The organism is Ideonella sp. FW305-24 (assembly GCF_058788035.1).
This window is the reverse complement of record NZ_JBYTAI010000005.1, coordinates 242,337-259,612: the sequence shown is the minus strand read 5'-3', so window position 1 is coordinate 259,612 and position 17,276 is coordinate 242,337. Positions and strand designations below refer to the sequence as shown.

At 67.6% G+C, this 17,276-nt stretch carries 14 protein-coding genes and 1 pseudogene; 4 read left to right on the top strand and 11 right to left on the bottom strand.

The window, feature by feature from the left end:
- Positions 1-4: 4 nt before the first annotated feature.
- The gene (locus AC3WR5_RS15785) at positions 5-1,684 is read right to left on the bottom strand and encodes an ABC transporter substrate-binding protein (RefSeq protein ID WP_492485671.1); all 1,680 of its coding nucleotides are present in this window, start codon (positions 1,682-1,684) and stop codon (positions 5-7) included.
- Between the two features lie 219 nt (positions 1,685-1,903).
- On the opposite strand from AC3WR5_RS15785, the gene AC3WR5_RS15780 reads away from it, so the two are divergent.
- The 3 genes from AC3WR5_RS15780 (at position 1,904) to AC3WR5_RS15770 (ending at position 6,687) form a co-directional block, all read left to right on the top strand.
- A complete protein-coding gene (locus AC3WR5_RS15780) occupies positions 1,904-3,763 on the top strand; it encodes an ABC transporter ATP-binding protein (protein WP_492485900.1) in 1,860 nt (619 codons plus the stop codon).
- A 153-nt stretch (positions 3,764-3,916) separates the two neighbouring features.
- Entirely contained in the window at positions 3,917-6,184 is a 2,268-nt protein-coding gene (locus tag AC3WR5_RS15775; RefSeq protein ID WP_492485670.1) for a beta-propeller fold lactonase family protein, read from the top strand.
- Between the two features lie 29 nt (positions 6,185-6,213).
- Positions 6,214-6,687 (top strand): DUF1801 domain-containing protein, encoded by a 474-nt coding sequence (locus tag AC3WR5_RS15770; protein ID WP_492485669.1) that lies wholly within the window; start codon positions 6,214-6,216, stop codon positions 6,685-6,687.
- Positions 6,688-6,694: 7 nt separating this feature from the next.
- Here the strand turns inward: AC3WR5_RS15770 and AC3WR5_RS15765 are convergent, their stop codons facing one another.
- The 10 genes and pseudogenes from AC3WR5_RS15765 to AC3WR5_RS15720 form a co-directional block, all read right to left on the bottom strand.
- The gene (locus AC3WR5_RS15765; protein ID WP_492485668.1) at positions 6,695-7,129 is read right to left on the bottom strand and encodes a type II toxin-antitoxin system VapC family toxin; all 435 of its coding nucleotides are present in this window, start codon (positions 7,127-7,129) and stop codon (positions 6,695-6,697) included.
- 1 nt (position 7,130) lies between these two features.
- On the bottom strand, positions 7,131-7,376 hold the full coding sequence (locus tag AC3WR5_RS15760) for an AbrB/MazE/SpoVT family DNA-binding domain-containing protein (protein ID WP_492485667.1): 246 nt from the start codon (positions 7,374-7,376) through the stop codon (positions 7,131-7,133).
- Between the two features lie 80 nt (positions 7,377-7,456).
- Positions 7,457-8,728 (bottom strand): phenylacetate--CoA ligase family protein, encoded by a 1,272-nt coding sequence (locus tag AC3WR5_RS15755; protein ID WP_492485899.1) that lies wholly within the window; start codon positions 8,726-8,728, stop codon positions 7,457-7,459.
- A gap of 10 nt (positions 8,729-8,738) precedes the next feature.
- Positions 8,739-9,050: a hypothetical protein gene (locus tag AC3WR5_RS15750; RefSeq protein ID WP_492485666.1), complete on the bottom strand. Its 312-nt coding sequence runs from the start codon at positions 9,048-9,050 to the stop codon at positions 8,739-8,741.
- Between the two features lie 9 nt (positions 9,051-9,059).
- A complete protein-coding gene (locus AC3WR5_RS15745) occupies positions 9,060-9,932 on the bottom strand; it encodes an ABC transporter ATP-binding protein (protein ID WP_492485665.1) in 873 nt (290 codons plus the stop codon).
- A gap of 165 nt (positions 9,933-10,097) precedes the next feature.
- Positions 10,098-11,420: an ABC transporter substrate-binding protein gene (locus AC3WR5_RS15740; protein ID WP_492485664.1), complete on the bottom strand. Its 1,323-nt coding sequence runs from the start codon at positions 11,418-11,420 to the stop codon at positions 10,098-10,100.
- A gap of 129 nt (positions 11,421-11,549) precedes the next feature.
- Complete coding sequence (locus tag AC3WR5_RS15735) at positions 11,550-12,614, bottom strand: branched-chain amino acid ABC transporter permease (protein WP_492485663.1); 1,065 nt, start codon at positions 12,612-12,614, stop codon at positions 11,550-11,552.
- A 12-nt stretch (positions 12,615-12,626) separates the two neighbouring features.
- Positions 12,627-13,556 carry a branched-chain amino acid ABC transporter permease gene (locus AC3WR5_RS15730; RefSeq protein WP_492485662.1) on the bottom strand — a complete coding sequence of 310 codons (930 nt, stop codon included), beginning with the start codon at positions 13,554-13,556 and terminating at the stop codon, positions 12,627-12,629.
- A gap of 94 nt (positions 13,557-13,650) precedes the next feature.
- Positions 13,651-14,436: pseudogene (locus AC3WR5_RS15725) on the bottom strand (ABC transporter ATP-binding protein); the annotation flags it as partial.
- Position 14,437: 1 nt separating this feature from the next.
- Positions 14,438-16,387, bottom strand: a complete 1,950-nt coding sequence (locus AC3WR5_RS15720) for an AMP-dependent synthetase/ligase (RefSeq protein ID WP_492485661.1) — start codon at positions 16,385-16,387, stop codon at positions 14,438-14,440.
- 130 nt (positions 16,388-16,517) lie between these two features.
- Between AC3WR5_RS15720 and AC3WR5_RS15715 the strand changes: the two genes are divergently transcribed.
- On the top strand, positions 16,518-17,255 hold the full coding sequence (locus tag AC3WR5_RS15715; protein WP_492485660.1) for a Crp/Fnr family transcriptional regulator: 738 nt from the start codon (positions 16,518-16,520) through the stop codon (positions 17,253-17,255).
- Positions 17,256-17,276: the final 21 nt, after the last annotated feature.

The window sequence follows — 17,276 nt, the reverse complement described above, 5'->3', positions numbered from 1 at the left end:
CGCTTCAGCGCACCCAGGCCTGGTTCCAGAGGAAGTAGAACTGCCCGCTGAACTGGTAGCCCCCCACGCGCTTGGAGACGAAGTCCAGCTGCTTGGGGTTGAACATCACCGCCACCGGAGCCAGATCGGTCACCTTGCGGTCGATGGCGGCCCACAGCTTGGCGGCAGCGGCCGGGTCGGTCACGCCCACGCTCATGGCCTTTGCCAAGTCGGCGTCCAGGCCTTTGTCGCACAGGCCGGAGATGTTGATGGACGCGTCGCTGCCCTCATGGAAGCTGCCGCAGGAGAACAGCACGTTGAGGAAATTGGAGGGGGCCGGATAGTCCTGATACCAGTTGCTGTACGAGATCTGCACCTTGTTCTGCGTGTTCTGGATGTAGGTGAACTCCACCCCTAGCGCCAGCACCTTCAGCGAGGCCTGGTAGCCCAGGTCGTTGAGCACGCTGAGCACATAGGTGCCGATCTGCTTGCCGACGGCGGTGTCCTCGGTCAGCAAGGTCACCTTCTGGCCGGCGGTGCCGGAGGCTTTGACCAGGTCCTTGGCGCGCGCCAGATCGGGTGCGGTCCACTTGCTGCCGGGGTTCTTCGTGTAAGGGCAGTAGGCTTCGTAGCCGGCGAACTGCGGCGGCAGCACCTGGCAGCTGGCGGTGGCCAGGTTGCTGCCGCCGTAGATCTTGACCAGCGCGTTGCGGTCTATGGCCAGGTTCACGGCCTGGCGCGCCTGCAGGTTGTTGAAGGGCGCGATGCGGGTGTTCATCGGCAGGTAGAACATGGCCGTCAGCGGCGACACGTGCAGCTGCTTGGCGTATTTGCTGCTCAGCTCGCCCAGGCGGTCGGCCGGCAGCGGGTTGAACATCCAGTCGCCCTGGCCGTTGGCAATGGCGGTGACCTGGTCTTCATCGTTCAGGCCGAAGTCGTAGTCCACCTCGTCCACGTAGCCGTCGGGCTGGGCCTCGTCGCTCCAGGGCTTGAACTGCGGGTTGCGCACCAGCTTGAGCTGCTTCTTCGGGTCGTAGGAAACGATCTTGTAGGCCCCGGTGCCGGGCAGCGGGTTCACGCCCACGTCCTTGGCGGGCGCATCGGCCGGCACGATGAAGGCGTGCGGCACGGCCAGCTTGTAGAAGATCTCGGCGTCCGGCGCCACCAGGTTGAGCGTGACGGTGCCTGCCTTGGCATCGGCCACCACGCCGCCGGCCAGCGTGCAGCTGGCGGGGGTCTTCAGGCAGGCATCGGCACCGACGATGCCGTTGTAGAAGCTGCCTGCCGTGGGTCCGGAGACCTTGAAGATGCGGCGAAACGAGGCGGCCACGTCATTGGCCGTCAGCTCGCGCCCATCGGAGAACTTGATGCCCCGGCGCAGCTTGAAGACATAGCGCTTGCCGCCGTTCTCGGGCGCCGGCAGGGCCTCGGCCAGGTCCGGCACGATGGTGAAGGCCTGCGCGTCAGGCGCTTTCTTGAAGGCCACCAGGCCGTCATACACGCCCTGGAAAATCTGCGCGAACTGCAGCGTGTAGTTGATGTGCGGGTCGATGGTGCCGGCGCCGGCGGTGGACATCAGCCGCAGCTTGCCGCCCCGGTGCGGGTCGTTCGGGCCGGGGCTGCCGGCCCAGGCCATGCCCAGCGGCAGGGCTGCCAGCAGCACCAAGGTGGATCGGATCCGGGGGGAATTCTTGTAGATCGTCATGGACAACGGGGTGCAAGGCGGTACAACAGTGCCAGCTGGCGAGTCTGGCTGTGAATTCAGCGGTGCAATGGTTCGCCGCCAGTGACATCAGCAATTTGCATACCGCGCTGGTCGCTCGCCTCCGGCGACACTGGCGGGTCGTCGCCGTCAGCACGCCAAGTCTGGCGTGCCGCCTGCCATCATGTCTGGCCGAATGCCGAAGGGAATCCGTTCTTGTCCTTGTTCGCCCGTTTCGAAGCCCTTGTCGACCCCTTTCCCGCCGCCGAGCCCGAGCGCCCGCCTGCGGGCTTCTGGCCTTTCCTGTGGGCCGCCACCGAAGGCACGCGGCCCTACATCGCAGGCATGACGCTGTTCACTGCCTTGATCGGCGTGTTCGAGGCCTGGCTGTTTGCGATGCTGGGCCGGCTGGTGGACTGGCTCTCGGCCATTCCGCCGTCCCAGCTGTGGGCGCGCGAGGGTGGGAATTTGCTGGCGGTGGCGGCGGTGCTGGTGGGCAGCGGCCTAGCGGTCGCCTTGCAGACCATGTTCAAGCACCAGGCGCTGGCCGGCAATTTCCCGATGCGCCTGCGCTGGAACTTCCACCGCCTGATGCTGGCCCAGAGCATGGCCTTCTACCAGGACGAGTTCGCCGGCCGCATTGCCGCGAAGGTGATGCAGACGGCACTCGCCGCGCGCGACGTGTGGATGACACTGTGCGACATCCTGGTCTTCATCATCATCTACTTCGTCACGCTGATGGCGGTGGTCGGTGGTTTCGATCACTGGATGCTGGTGCCGCTGGGCGTCTGGCTGGGCCTCTACCTAGTGGCCATGCGCTTTTTCGTGCCACGACTGGCCAAGGTTGGCCAAAGCCAGGCCGATGCCCGCTCGCTGATGACCGGCCGCATCACCGATGCGTACACCAACATCGCCACCGTCAAGCTGTTTGCGCACGACAAGCGCGAGGCCGCGCACGCCCGCGGCGCGATGCAGGAATTCCTGGGCACGGTGCACGCGCAGATGCGCCTGGTCAGCTGGTTCGAGATCGTCATCCACATGCTCAGCGTGCTGCTGATCCTGGGCGTGGCCGGCGTTGCACTCTGGCGCTGGACGGACAGCGCGGTCGGTGTGGGCGCGGTCGCCGCGGCCACCGCGATGGCGCTGCGGCTCAACGGCATTTCGCACTGGATCATGTGGGAGATGGCGGCGCTGTTCGAGCACGTGGGCACGGTGCAGGACGGCATTGGCACGCTGGCCCGCGCGCGCCGCGTGGTGGACGCGCCTGAAGCCAAGCCGCTGCAGGTGCGTGCCGGCGAAGTGCGCTTCGAGGACGTGAGCTTCCACTACGGCGAGGTGAGCGCGGGCAAGCCGGTGGTGGACCGGCTGAACCTGACCATCCGCCCCGGCGAGAAGATCGGCCTGGTGGGCCGCTCAGGCGCGGGCAAGAGCACCGTGCTGAGCCTGCTGCTGCGCTTCCATGACGTGCAGCAGGGCCGCGTGCTGATCGACGGCCAGGACATTGCCCAGGTCACGCAGGACAGCCTGCGTGCACAGGTCGGCATGGTCACGCAGGACACCTCGCTGCTGCACCGCTCGGTGCGCGAGAACATCCTCTACGGCCGGCCCGATGCCGGTGACGACGCGATGCGCGCCGCTGCCAAGCGCGCCGAGGCCGAGTCCTTCATCGCCACGCTGACGGACCCCAAGGGCCGCCACGGCTTCGACGCGCAGGTCGGCGAGCGCGGCGTGAAGCTCTCCGGTGGCCAGCGCCAACGCATTGCCATTGCCCGCGTGATGCTGAAGGACGCGCCAGTGCTGCTGCTGGACGAAGCCACTAGCGCGCTGGACAGCGAGGTCGAAGTCGCCATCCAGCAAAGCCTCTACAAGCTGATGGAAGGCAAGACGGTTGTCGCCATCGCCCACCGCCTGTCCACCATCGCCGCGATGGACCGCCTCATCGTGATGGACGCCGGCCGCGTGGTCGAGGAAGGCAGCCACCAGGCGCTGCTGCTCAAGGGCGGGCTGTATGCGCGGCTGTGGGCCCACCAGAGCGGCGGCTTCCTGGGCGAGACCGATGAGGACGCGGTCGCGGCCGCCTGAAGAATCCGCGCCTCGCGGTGCCACTGTCCCTCTAACGTGCCGGCTTGCTTCTAGGGGCATCACCAGCTTTGACGTTGTCCGCTTCGCGTGCCGCTGGTAGCTTCGGTGGGCTGTGCGGCGCCCGCCGCTGGCCAACGAATGCAGGGGGACCGCATGGGATCGCAGTGGCAGAGGCAATCGGCGTGGGCCGCGGGCGCGCGCACGCTGGTCTTGTGGGCAGGGTTGGCGCTGGCGACCGGTGCGGCAATGGCGCAGCAGCATGCGGTGCCGCGGCTGTCGGCCGCCTCGCCGTTTGCAGCACCCGGCGGCACGCTGGTGCTGCAGGTCACCGGCTCGCCGGGTGCACTGGTTCGCATCGTCACCTCGCCACAGGCGGCCGAGCAGAACCTCGGCGCGGCCGGCATCCAGTTCTACAAGGCCGGCACGCAGACGACCGTGGCCAACGGCAGCATTCCCGCCGGCGGCAGCTTCAGCGCCACGCTGAGCATCCCGGCCAATGCGGCGCCGGGCAGCATCGTCTATGCGCAGGCGCTGTCGCAGCTGGGCGGGCAAAGCCTGCTGAGCAACGGCCTGGCCTACCGCGTGCAGGCCGCGCCGCCCAGCGGCGCGCGCAAGACCTCGGCCATCGCCGTCACGCCCGATGGCACGCGTGCCTACGTGGCCGACAAGCTCAGCGGCGTCATCACCGTGCTGAACGCTGTCAACGACACCAAGCTGGCCGACCTGCCGATCACCTCGGCCGTGGGCACCACGCCGCACCGGCCGATCCGCATCGCGGTGGACCCGGAAGGCCGGCACGCCTTCATCGCCAACACCACCGCGTCCACGCTGTCGGTCATCCACACGGCCACCGGCTCGGTCGCCGCGCAGATCCCGGTGCCGCGCGGCAGCCGCGGCATCGGCTTCGACTTCCGCAACGGCACGCGGCGCATCTACGTGGCCAACGAAACGCAGGGCGCGGTGCTGGTGTTCAAGGAGGCGCCGCTGGGCGTGTTCACCGCGCAGCCGGCCATCCCGCTGCGCAGTGCTGCGCCCGGCCCGCTGCTGGTGTTGCCGGACGGCAAGCTGGCCGTCGGCGCACGCACCGACAACGTGATCGAGATCCTGGACCCGGCCGCACCCGCTGGCGCCACCACGGTCGCCATCACCGCCATCTCCGGCGCGCCGCACGAACTGGCCTGGAGCGGCAGCGACATCCTGATCCCCACCTTCGTGGTCTTCAGCCAGGCCCGCGTGCCCGGCTTCAACCGCGTGCTGCGCATGGACCCGGCCACCTACCAGGTCACCGGCTACCTGCTGGACAACGTCGGCACCGACTACCGCAGCATTGCCGTGCGGCCCACGACCTTGCCCGGCCAGCCGCTCATCACCGTCAACGGCAGCGGCACCGGCACCACGCTGATCGTCGACGGCAACACCGGCGCCACGCTCGCCAACCTGGTGCTCAGCACCAGCTACCCGGACGCCACGCCGCAGGACCTGGCCATCGTCAACAACCCCAGCACCCGGCTGCCGTCCAAGCTCTACGTGGTGGACCTGTTCCGCGAAACCGTGCGGCCCATCCTGCTCACCGGCAGCCCGCTGTACAAGCTGCGGCCCGAAATCCCGCTCGCCTGGTCCGGCCAGGTGCGCGTGCCCGGTACCGGCGTGCTGGCGGCCGCAGACGAAGGCGAATGGATGTTCCGCAACGTCGTCGCCCTCGGCGGCACCGCCACCGCGCCCAACTCCGTCACCTGCAACAGCTGCCACATGGACGGCGCGTCCGACAACTCCAGCCTGCACGTGGTCGAGGCGCCGGGGCTGCAGTCGCTCCAGGCTGCACGCAGGCCGTCCGGCCACGGCACGATGGCGAAGGCCGTGAACCCCTCGGCCGACGTGCCCATCGGTGTGCCCATCCAGGTCCCGGCCCCCTGGGGCGCGGTCGAAACTGCGCCTTTTTTCTGGGACGGCTCGGTGCCCACCATCCAGCGCCTCGTCGCCGGCGCCCAGGCTCTGCACAACCACACCGGCCAGCCGCCCCCTTCAGGCGCCACCACGGCCCTGCTGGACTTCCTCACCGGCCACCTGCCACCTGCCAGCATCTACCTGAACCAGGACGGCAGCATGACTGCCGACCAGCAAGCCGGCAAAGCCATCTTCGAAGGCAGCGCCCGCTGCACCCAATGCCACGCCGGCAGCACCTTCATCCCACCCTCGGGCAGCGTGCTCACCATCGCCGAAGGCATCGGCACCGGCCTCATCCCCGCCAACGTCCCCAGCCTGCGCGGTGCCTGGGCGACGGCGCCCTACCTGAGCCAGGGCCAGGCCAAGACGTTGATGGATGTGCTCACGATGAACCCGAACGACGCGCATGGGCAGGCGGCGGCGCCGTTGACGGATGCGGAGCGCAAGCAGCTCGTCGAGTATTTGAAAGCCTTGTAGGGCGCCCGCTTACCACTGCACGATTCACCATGCCAGCCACCAGGCCCAAGGGTGCACACACCTCGCCAGCAGATTCCACGGCCGCTGTCGATGCGTTCATGGCATCGCTGGCGCACCCACACAAGGCCGTGATCGAAGCCTTGCGGGTGTTGATGCTGGGGTTGGACCCGTCAGTGCAGGAGGGTGTGAAGTGGAATTCGCCGAGCTTTCGCACCACCGAGTATTTCGCCACGACGAACCTGCGGGCGAAGGCCGGCATCGGCGTGATCCTTCACCTGGGGGCGAAGGTGCGTGATCTGCCGCCTGGTGGCGTGCAGATCGCCGATCCGGCAGGCCTGCTGAAGTGCTTGCCAAGGATCGCGCGATGGTCGAGTTTGCGGATGCGCAAGCCTTCGACGAGGCGAAGCCGGCGTTTCAGGCGGTCTTGCGGCAGTGGCTGCAGTTCGTGTGAACGGCTTTGCGGTGGCCAGGCCAGCTTCCCGAGATTGCCGATGAGCCTGTGAATGCCAGTCAGGTCGCGCTGCGCGGCACAACAGGTTTGATTTTCAGGCGCTGGGCGTTGCGCGCCAGGACTTCATCGAGCGTCACGATGTGCTTCGCACCCGCAGCCTCGGCGCAGGCCAGGTGGAGTGCATCGCCGGCGCGCAGCGCGCTCGCGGCATCCAGCACCAGTTCTGCCGCGCGATGGAAGTGTGCCGGCGCTACGGGCAGCAGCCGGAGGTCAGCCGCCACCATGCGCTCGAAACGAGCCCAGGCGGCCTTGGCCTGTGGCGCGTCTATGGCGCCAGTGCGCTGCTTGATGCCAAGGGCGCTGGCGAATTCTGGAATGCACCAAGCAGCCGCCACCAGTTCGTCTTTTTCGCCCGAATACCAGGCAGCTGCAGCGGCGCTGTGCTGCTCGTTCAGGAACAGCGGCACGAGCACGCTGGTGTCGACGTAAACCACCTCAGTACCGGGCGTCGCTGCGAACTTCTTCCATCACGGATTCGCTCGTCGGCATTTCGTTGCGCGCTTCGGCCAGCTCGCGGGCAAACGCCTTGCGGTCCCATTGCGCCGGCCGAATGGACAGGGTGCCATCCACGGTGAACTGCGCCTCGACGGTCGCACCTTCGCGCAGGCCGAGCCGGCGCACGACCTCAGACGGAATTCTCAGTGCCAGGCTGTTGCCCCACTTCGCGACTTGCAGGTCCATGATGTATATCCTTATGCGGATCTACATCGTACGTGCTCGACGCGTGCTGTCAAGCAGTGGCATGCACGCCAGGGGTCATGTCAAGCGTAGCTGCGCGCGTCCTCGATCACCTTCCCGTCGTTCGCCAGACTGCCCACCGGCAGCAACTGCACCTCGCAGCGCAGCCGGGTGACTTCGCGCACCGTGTCGGAAACGCGCTGGGCCAGGCCTTCGGTGGCGGGCTCGGCACATTCGGCCTGCAGCGTCATCTGATCCTGCGCCATCTCGCCGCTGATGACCAGCCGCAGGCGGCCCAGGGTGGGGTGGCGGCGGCCGACTTCTGCGACCTGGCTGGGGTGCACGAACATGCCGCGGACCTTGGCGGTCTGGTCGGCACGGCCCAGCCAACCGCGGATGCGGGTGTTGCTGCGGCCGGTGGGGCAGCGGCCGGGCAGCACGGCGGAGAGGTCGCCGGTGCCGAATCGGATCAGCGGATAGTCCGGGTTCAGCGTGGTGACGACGACTTCGCCGACCTCGCCCTCGGGCACCGGGTCGCCGGTGCCAGGCCGCACGATCTCGACGATCACCGCTTCGTCCAGCACCAGGCCCTCGCGGGCTGGTGTTTCGAAGGCGATCAGGCCCAGGTCGGCCGTGGCGTAGCACTGGTAGGCGGCCACGCCGCGCTCGGCCAGCCAGTCGCGCAGCGAGGGTGGGCAGGCTTCACCGGAGACCAGGGCCTTGCGCAGCGAGGCGAGGGACACGCCGGTCTCGGCTGCCTTGTCCAGCAGGATCTTCAGGAAGCTGGGCGTGCCGATGTAGCCCTGCGGCTTCAGCTCGGCCGCGGCCTGCAGCTGCAGCTCGGTGTTGCCCACGCCACCGGCAAAGGTGGCGCAGCCGATGGCGTGCGCGCCGGTTTCCATCATCGAGCCGGCAGGCGTGAGGTGGTAGCTGAAGCTGCAGTGCGCCAGGTCGCCGGCACGAAAGCCGGCGGCCCAGATCGCACGGGCCATGCGCCAGTAGTCCGGCGCGGTGCCTTCGGGCTCGTAGATGGGGCCGGGCGACTGGAACACGCGGCGCGCGCCATGTGCCACCGGCTGCCCCGTCCAGCCCACGGCCGAGAAGCCGCCAAACGGCTCGCCACCGGCCGCGCGGCTGGCCTGCTGGCGGGCCAGCAGCTCGTGTTTGCGCGTGACGGGCAGCGTGGCCAGCGCGGCGCGGGAACACACCGCGGCGGCGTCCACGCCTTGCAGCGTTTCGGCCATCGCCCGGCTGCGCCGCTGCGCGCTGTCCACCGCGCCGGGCAGCGCGGCCATCAGCCTGGCTTCGCGCTGCGCCGGGTCGCGGGCCTCCAGCAGGTCGTAGAACGAGGTCAGGCTCACCGTGTCACTCCTCGCCGTCCCAGCCGGCCGCCTGGCGCTTCAGCGCGGCCAGCCAGTCCCGCACCGCTGCCGCGTTGCCCAGCGTGCGGCTCTGCCATTCAGGGCTGTGCGACGGGCGCTTGACCCAGCGCACCTGCAAGCCGCCTTCGGCCAGGCTCAGTTCTGCCACCGGCTTGCCCTTGAACTGGTAGCGCAGCGGCGCGCTGCCGGCTTGCTCCTGCAGCTTCAGGTCGCGCAGGCCACGGCGCAGCGTCTGCAGCGCTTCGTCGGGCTTGAAGGCGGGCAGGGCCCAGCCGGACAGATCGTCGTCACTCATCGCGGCTCCTCATGCCAGCCATCTTTTACGGCGCTTGTAGCTCTTCGCGTCGCGGAAATTTTTCCGCTCGCCGCCTTCCTCGCGCCCCATGCCCAGGTAGAACTCCTGCACATCCTCGTTGTCACGCAGCTCCGCGGCGCTGCCATCCATCACCACGCGGCCGTTTTCGAGGATGTAGCCGTGGTCCGCGTAGCGCAGCGCGATGTGGGTGTTCTGCTCGGCGAGCAGGAAGGTCACGCGCTCCTTGCGGTTCAAGTCCTGCACGATCTGGAAGACCTCCTCGACGATCTGCGGCGCCAGGCCCATGGACGGCTCATCCAGCAGCACCATCTTCGGGTTGGCCATCAGCGCGCGGCCAATCGCGCACATCTGCTGCTCGCCACCCGAGGTGTAGGCGGCCTGGCTGCTGCGGCGCGTCTTCAGCCGCGGGAAGTAGGCGTAGACCTTCTCCAGCGTCTCGGCGACCGCCGCCTTGCCGTCCTTGCGCGCATAGGCGCCTGTGAGCAGGTTGTCTTCAATGGTGAGGTGCGCGAAGCAGTGCCGGCCTTCCATGACCTGCACCACGCCGCGCTGCACCAGCTGCGCCGGGCTGAGCTTTTCGATGCGCTCGCCGCGCAGCTCGATGCGGCCCTTGGTGACCTCGCCGCGCTCGCCCGCCAGCAGGTTGGAGACGGCGCGCAGCGTGGTCGTCTTGCCCGCGCCGTTGCCACCCAGCAAGGCCACCACCGATCCTTCAGGCACCTGAAGCGAAACGCCTTTCAGCACCAGGATCACGTGGTGGTAGATGACCTCGATGCCGTTGACGTCCAGCAGCGCGGCGGTGGTCGGAATCGCCGCCGTGGCTGGTCTTGCGGCCGGTTGAGATTGCGTGGCAATGGTCATGACGGAATGGGGGCTTTCCAGGTGCGTGACACAGAACCCCGTTCGGGCTGAGCTTGTCGAAGCCGGCGTGGTGCTGGGGCCTGCACTTCGACAGGCTCAGTGCGAACGGGTGAGGGCGCGGCTCGAACCTGGCACTTCGACAAGCTCAGTGCGAACGGGGGAAGATCAGCTGCAGCTGCGCGGCTTGATGTTCTTGTCTTTGGCGTATTTCGCCGCGGCCTCCTTGACCATCGGATCGATGTGCGTCTTGTCGGACTGGTACCAGTCGGAGGCCAGGTTCCATTTCGCGCCGTCCCACTGGACGATGCGGGCCCAGTCGGTGCCCATGTGGTTGCTGCAGCTGGTCTGCACTGGTCGCATCACTTCACCAAAGCCCAGCGCCTTGAGCTTGTCGGCCGTGAGGTTCAGGTTCTCGAAGCCCCAGCGCACCTGCTCGGGCGTCATGACCTTGCCCTTGCCGTACTTCTCCTGCGCGGCGCGAATGGCCTCGACCTGCAGCATCGCGATCATCATGCCGCGGGTGTGGGCCAGCGCGCCGATCTCGGTCGCCGCACCCGTGCCCTGGCCCTTGTCGTAGACGAACTTCTTCAGGTCCTCGTGCACACGGTCGCGGGCCGAGCTGTTGTGCAGCGTGATCGCGTTGTAGCCCTTGGCGCCAGCGCCGATGTCTTTCACGTCATGGTCCGAGCCGGCCCACCAGATCGCGTACATCTTCTCGCGCGGAAAGCCGCTGGCCTGGGCCTCGCGGATGCCGGCCGGCGTCATCACGCCGGCGGACCAGAACAGCACATAGTCCGGCCGGGCCTGGCGGATCTGCAGCCAGACGGATTTCTGCTCCACGCCGGGTGGCGTGACCGGGTAGAGCTGCACCTCGAAGCCCTCGGCGGCCGAGCGCCGCTGCAGCAGCGCGATGGGCTCCTTGCCGTAGGGGCTGTCGTGGTAGACCAGCGCGATCTTCTTGCCCTTCAGGCTGCCGCCTTCTTTCTTGGCAATGTCCTGCAGCATCACGTCGGCCGCGGTCCAGTAGGTGCCCAGCAGCGGGAAGTTCCACTCGAAGACGCTGCCGTCGGCCGAGGCAGAGAGGCCATAGCCCGGCGTCTCGACGACGACCTTGTCGACAAAGGCCTTGTCGGTCACCGCGAAGGTGATGCCGGTGGACTGGGTGTCGAAGCCGCTGGCGCCGCCGCCCTTGGTCTTCAGGCGTTCGTAGCATTCCACGCCCTTGGCCGCGTCATAGGCCGTCTCGCATTCCTCGAAGGCCAGCTTCACGCCGTTGACGCCGCCGTCGCGGGCATTGATCAGCTTCAGGTAGTCCTGCTTGCCGTCGCCCCAGGGAATGCCCAGCGGCGCGAACTGGCCGGTGCGGTAGACCAGCAGCGGAATGAACTGCTCATTGGCGGCCTGGGCCTGCACGGCCGGCGGAACGGTGGCCGAAGCCAGCGCGGCCGCAGCCAACAGCGTGGTGCGAACCAGGGAAGTGAAGCGCATGTGTTTGTCTCCTAGGTGATGCACTCTGTGCGGTGCGTGACTTCAATCAAGCGAGCGCCGTGGATCCGGCTTCGCCGGGCCACTGGTGCTGCCCCTTGAGGGGCCGCCGAAGGCGGTAGGGGTGGTTCATCAATGCGGGAAGGGCCAGAGGCGCAGCTTCTGACGACCTGTGGACCACAGCTTGGCCAGGCCGTGTGGCTCGACGATCAGGAAGAACACGATCAGCGCGCCGAAGATCATGTGTTCCAGCTGCGAGGCCGTGCCGGTGGAAATCGGCAGACCCAGCCAATGCGGCAAGTGGTTCAGCAGGAGCGGCAGCAGCACGATGAAGGCCGCGCCGAGGAAGCTGCCGGCGATCGAGCCCAGCCCGCCGATGATGATCATGAACAGCAGCTGGAAGGACTTGTCGATGCCGAACGCCGCGGGCTCCCAAGCGCCCAGGTGCACAAAGGCCCACAGCGCGCCGGCCACGCCGACGATGAAGCTGCTGACCGCAAACGCGCTGAGCTTGGCATAGACCGGGCGGATGCCGATCACGGCTGCCGCCACGTCCATGTCGCGCATGGCCATCCATTCGCGGCCAATGGCACCACGCACCAGGTTCTTGGCCGCCAGCGCCAGCACGGCCACCAGCGTCAGGCACAAGAGGTACTTCTGGACCGGGCTGCTCACGTCGAAGCCGAAGACCTGCAGCGGGCCGACGCTGACCGAGCCCGACGGTGAGTCGTTCGTGACCCACTTGACCCGGTTGGTGAACCAGTCGATGAAGAACTGCGCCGCCAGCGTGGCCACCGCCAGGTACAGCCCGCGGATGCGCAAGCTGGGCAGGCCAAACAACACGCCGCAGACGGTGGCCGCCAGCCCGCCGCCGATCAGCGACAGGATCAGCGGCATGCCCTCGATGCGCACTTGCAGGTTGAACGCGGCATACGCGCCCACCGCCATGAAGGCGCCGGTGCCCAGCGAGATCTGGCCGCAGTAGCCCACCAGCACGTTCAGCCCGATGGCGGCCAGCGACAGGATGAGGAACGGGATCAGCACCGCGCGGAAGGTGTAGTCGCTGGCCAGCCAGGGAACGGCGACAAAGGCGAGGGCCACCAGCGCCCACATGGCCCAGCGGTCCTGCGCGATGGGGAACAGCGCCAGGTCCGCAGCGTACGAAGTCTTGAACTGGCCATTTTCACGATAGAGCATGTGATGGCCTCCTCAGACGCGGTCAATGATCTTGTCGCCGAAAAGACCCTGGGGGCGAACAAGCAGGAACCCCAGCGCAAGGACGTAGGCAAACCAGTTCTCGATGCCGCCGCCCACGGTGGGCCCGAGGTAGATTTCCGACAGCTTTTCGCCGACGCCGATGATCAGCCCGCCGACGATGGCGCCGGGCACCGAGGTCAGGCCGCCGAGGATCACCACCGGGAAGGCCTTCAGCGCGACCATGGAGATGGAGAACTGCACGCCCAGCTTGCTGCCCCAGATGATGCCGGCCACCAGTGCCACCACACCGCCCACGGCCCAGACGATGACCCAGATGCGCGCCAGCGGAATGCCGATGGACTGCGCGGCCTGGTGGTCGTCGGCCACCGCGCGCAGCGCGCGGCCGGTGCGGGTCTTCTGGAAGAACAGCGTCAGCGTGGCGACCAGCAGCGCGGCGATCAGCGCCGAATACAGGTCTTCCTTGTTCAGCAGCAGGCCGCCGGGGAAGGTATTCTCCAGCACGAACATCGGGTCCTTGGGCAGGCCTACGTCGATCTTGTAGGTGGCACTGCCAAACAGCAGCTGGCCGGCGCCGTCGAGGAAGTAGCTGATGCCCAGCGTGGCCATCAAGAGCGTGATGGCCGGCTGGTTCACCAGCCCGCGCAGCGCCAGCCGCTCCACCAGCCAGGCCACCACGATCATGCAGGCCACGCTGGCGATGAGGGCCAGCACATTGGCCAGGATCAGGCTCTCGAAGCCGAACCACTGCGGGAACCATTCGGAGAAGCGCGCCATCGCCAGTGCGGCGAACAGCACCATCGCGCCCTGCGCAAAGTTGAAGACACCCGAGGCCTTGAAGATCAGCACAAAGCCCAGCGCGACCAGCGCGTACAGCATGCCGGCCATCAGCCCGCCGAACACCGTTTCCAGAAAAAACCCCATCTCGATGTTCCTTTCAGGCTGCGGCGCGTTGGTCGGCCAGCGGCGGGGTGACAGGCGATGCGGCGCGTGGAGCCGCAGCGGGCGGCGCGGCGTCCGTGCCCAGGTAGGCGCGGATGACTTCGGGGTTGGCGCGCACTTCGGCCGGCGTGCCGTCGCCGATCTTCTTGCCGTAGTCCAGCACCACCACGCGGTCGCAGAGGTCCATCACCACGCCGATGTCGTGTTCGATCAGCACGATGGTGGTGCCGAACTCGTCGTTCACGTCCAGGATGAAGCGGCACATGTCCTGTTTCTCCTCGACGTTCATGCCGGCCATCGGCTCGTCCAGCAGCAGCACGCTGGGTTCCATCGCCAGCGCGCGGCCCAGGTCCACGCGTTTTTGCAGGCCGTAGGGCAACTGGCCGACGGGCGTCTTGCGGAAGGCCTGGATCTCCAGGAAGTCGATGATGCGTTCGACCGCTTCGCGTTGCGCGATCTCTTCCCTCAGCGCCGGCCCCCAGCGCAGTGCCTGCAGCAGCAGCGGGCTTTTCATGCGCAGGTTGCGGCCGGTCATCAGGTTGTCCAGCACGCTCATGCCCTTGAACAAGGCCAGGTTCTGGAAGGTGCGGGCCACGCCCATCTCCGCGACCTGGCGCGAGTTCATGTGGCTGAAGGTCTGGCCGCGGAAGGTGATCCGGCCCTCCTGCGGCGTGTACACGCCGTTGATGCAGTTCAGCATCGAGCTCTTGCCGGCACCGTTCGGTCCGATGATGGCGCGGATCTCGTGCTCGCGCACATTGAAGCTGATGTCGCTCAGCGCCTTGACGCCGCCAAAGCGCAGGCTGATGTGCTGCACGTCGAGGATGACCTCGCCGGGGGTCTGTACCGTGTTGCTGCTCATGTCATGCAGCCTTCCGTGAAGCGGCAGGGTAGGTCTGGGTGTCGGCGATCTGCAGCGTCGCGGCAATGCGGCCGCTGCGCCCGTCCTCGAAGGTCACCGCCGTCTCGATGTACTGCTGCTTCAGGCCGCCATAGAGCGCGTCCACCAGCGGCGCGTACTTGCTGGCAATGAAGCTGCGCTTGACCTTGCGGGTGCGGGTCATCTCGCCGTCGTCGGCGTCGAGTTCCTTGTGCAGGACCAGGAAGCGGTGGATCTGCGAGCCGGCCAGCAGCTCGTCGCGCGCCAGGTCGGCATTGACCTGCTGCACGCAGTCCTGGATCAGCGCGTAGACCTCGGGCTTTTGCGCCAGGTCGGTGTAGCCGGCGTAGGCCAGGTTGCGCCGCTCGGCCCAGTTGCCCACGGCCTCGAAGTCGATGTTGATGAAGGCGCAGACGCGGTCGCGGCCGTCGCCGAAGGCGACAGCCTCCTTGATGTGCGGGAAGAACTTCAGCTTGTTCTCCACGTACTTGGGCGCGAACATCGCGCCGTCGAAGGCGCCACCGGCCAGCCGGCCCACGTCCTTCGCGCGGTCGATGATCTTCAGGTGGCCGCCGGCATCGAGGAAACCGGCGTCTCCGCTGCGGTACCAGCCGTCGGCCGTCATGACCTCGGCGGTGGCGGCCGGGTTCTTGTAGTAGCCGCGCAGCAGGCCGGGCGACTTGATCAGCACCTCGCCCTGTTCCGAGACCTTCAGCTCGACGCCGGCAATCGGCACGCCCACCGTGTCGGCCCGCGCTTCATGGTCCGGCTGCAGGCAGACGAACACGGCGGTTTCGGTCGAGCCGTAGAGCTGCTTCAGGTTGATGCCGATGGCGCGGTAGAACGCGAACAGGTCCGGCCCGATGGCCTCGCCCGCGGTGTAGGCCACCCGCACGCGCGACAGGCCCAGCGTGTTGCGCAGCGGGCCGTAGATCAGCACATTGCCCAGGGCATAACGCAGCCGGTCCAGCGCGCCGACGGGCTGGCCGTCCATCAGCGCAGTGCCCACGCGGCGGGCGAGTGCCATGAAGTGCTGGTACAGGCCGCGCTTGATCGCGCTGGCGTCTTCCATGCGAATGGTGACGGTGGTCAGCATCGCTTCGAAGATGCGCGGCGGCGCGAAATAGTAGGTCGGCCCGATCTCCTTCAGGTCGATGCTGACGGTGGCGGCCGACTCGGGGCAGTTCACCACGTAGCCGCAGGCCAGCCACTGCGCATAGCTGAAGATGTTCTGGCCAATCCAGGCCGGCGGCAGGTAGGCCAGCACTTCCTCGTGCTCGGTCAGCCTGTCGAAGGCCTGGCCGGCCGCGGCGCGGTCCAGCAGCGTGCGGTGGCTGTGCACCACGCCCTTGGGCTGGCCGGTGGTGCCCGAGGTGAAGAACATCGCGGCCACGTCGTCGGGCTGGCCGAGCGCGATCTGCGCGTCCACGAAGGCCGGCTGGCGCGCTTGGAAGGCTTCGCCTTCGGCCAGCAACTGGTCCAGCGAGGCGAGGCCGGGCGCTTCGTAGCGGCGCAGGCCGCGCGGGTCATCGAACCAGATGCGGGCCAGCTGCGGGCACTGCGTGCGGATCTCCAGCAGCTTGTCGACCTGCTCCTGGTCCTCTACCACCGCAAACCCGATCTCGGCATTCACCAGCGGGAACACGAACTCGGCCGCCGCCGCGTCCTGGTAAAGCGGCACCGGCACCGCGCCCAGGGCCTGCGCGGCCAGCATGGTGGCGTAAAGCCGCGGCCGGTTGTCGCCGATCACGGCCAGGTGCTGGCCGCGCTGCAGGCCCGCTGCGGCCAGGCCCGCGGCCAGCAGGCGCACGTGCTCGGCCAGTGCGCCCCACGAGGTGGTTTGCCAGATGCCGTATTCCTTTTCGCGCAGCGCCGGGTCCTGCGGCCGAGCGGCGGCGTGCTGCAGCAGCAGGCGCACAAACGTCGTGTCCAAGGGCGAGTCTCCGGTGGCTGTTTGCGCCGGATGCTAGGGCCGGCTTTGACGCCATGTTGTCGGTTCAACGACAATCTACGGGTCTGTCCGGGGCGGACTTTCCCGCGGCTTGATGGCAAGGTTCGGGCACATGAAGGCTGCCTTGACGCCCCCGTCTTCCCTCTACCAGCGCTCGCGCCCGGCGCACGAGGCCGAACTCGCCACCATTGCCTGGCTGGCGCTGCTGAGCGATGAGGACAAGGCGCTGGTCAAGCCCGAGATCCGCCTGGTGACCGCCGAGCCGGGCGATCTGATCTGCCGCCTCGGCAAGGCGCCAACCTACTGGTTCGGGCTGGTCGAGGGGCTGCTGAAGATGAGCAACGACGCCAGCCACGGCACCATGGTGACCTTCGCCGGTCTGCCGCCAGGTGCGTGGTTCGGCGAGGGCACGCTGCTCAAGCGCGAGCCCTACCGCTACAACGTGGAGGCCTTGCGCCAGAGCGCGGTGGCCGGCCTGCCGATCGAGGCCTTCCACGACCTGCTGGGCCGCAGCATTGCCTTCAACCGCTTTGTGCTGAACCAGCTCAACGAGCGCCTGGGCCAGTTCATCCTGGCCCGCGAGACGGACCGCCTGAACGACCCCGATTCCCGCGTGGCGCGCAACCTTGCCGCGCTGTTCCACCCGGTGCTGTACCCGGGCGTGGGCCAGTTGCTGCGCATCACCCAGCAGGAACTGGCCTACCTGGTCGGCCTGTCGCGCCAGCGGGTCAACGAGGCGCTGCGCTCGCTGCAGGGCGCGCAGCTGATCCAGATCGAATACGGGGGCTTGCGGGTGCTGAACCTGGAAGGGCTGAGGCGCTATCCGGTGCCACCTGCGGGCAGCGAATAGCCAGCATTCTGGCCGGCACTT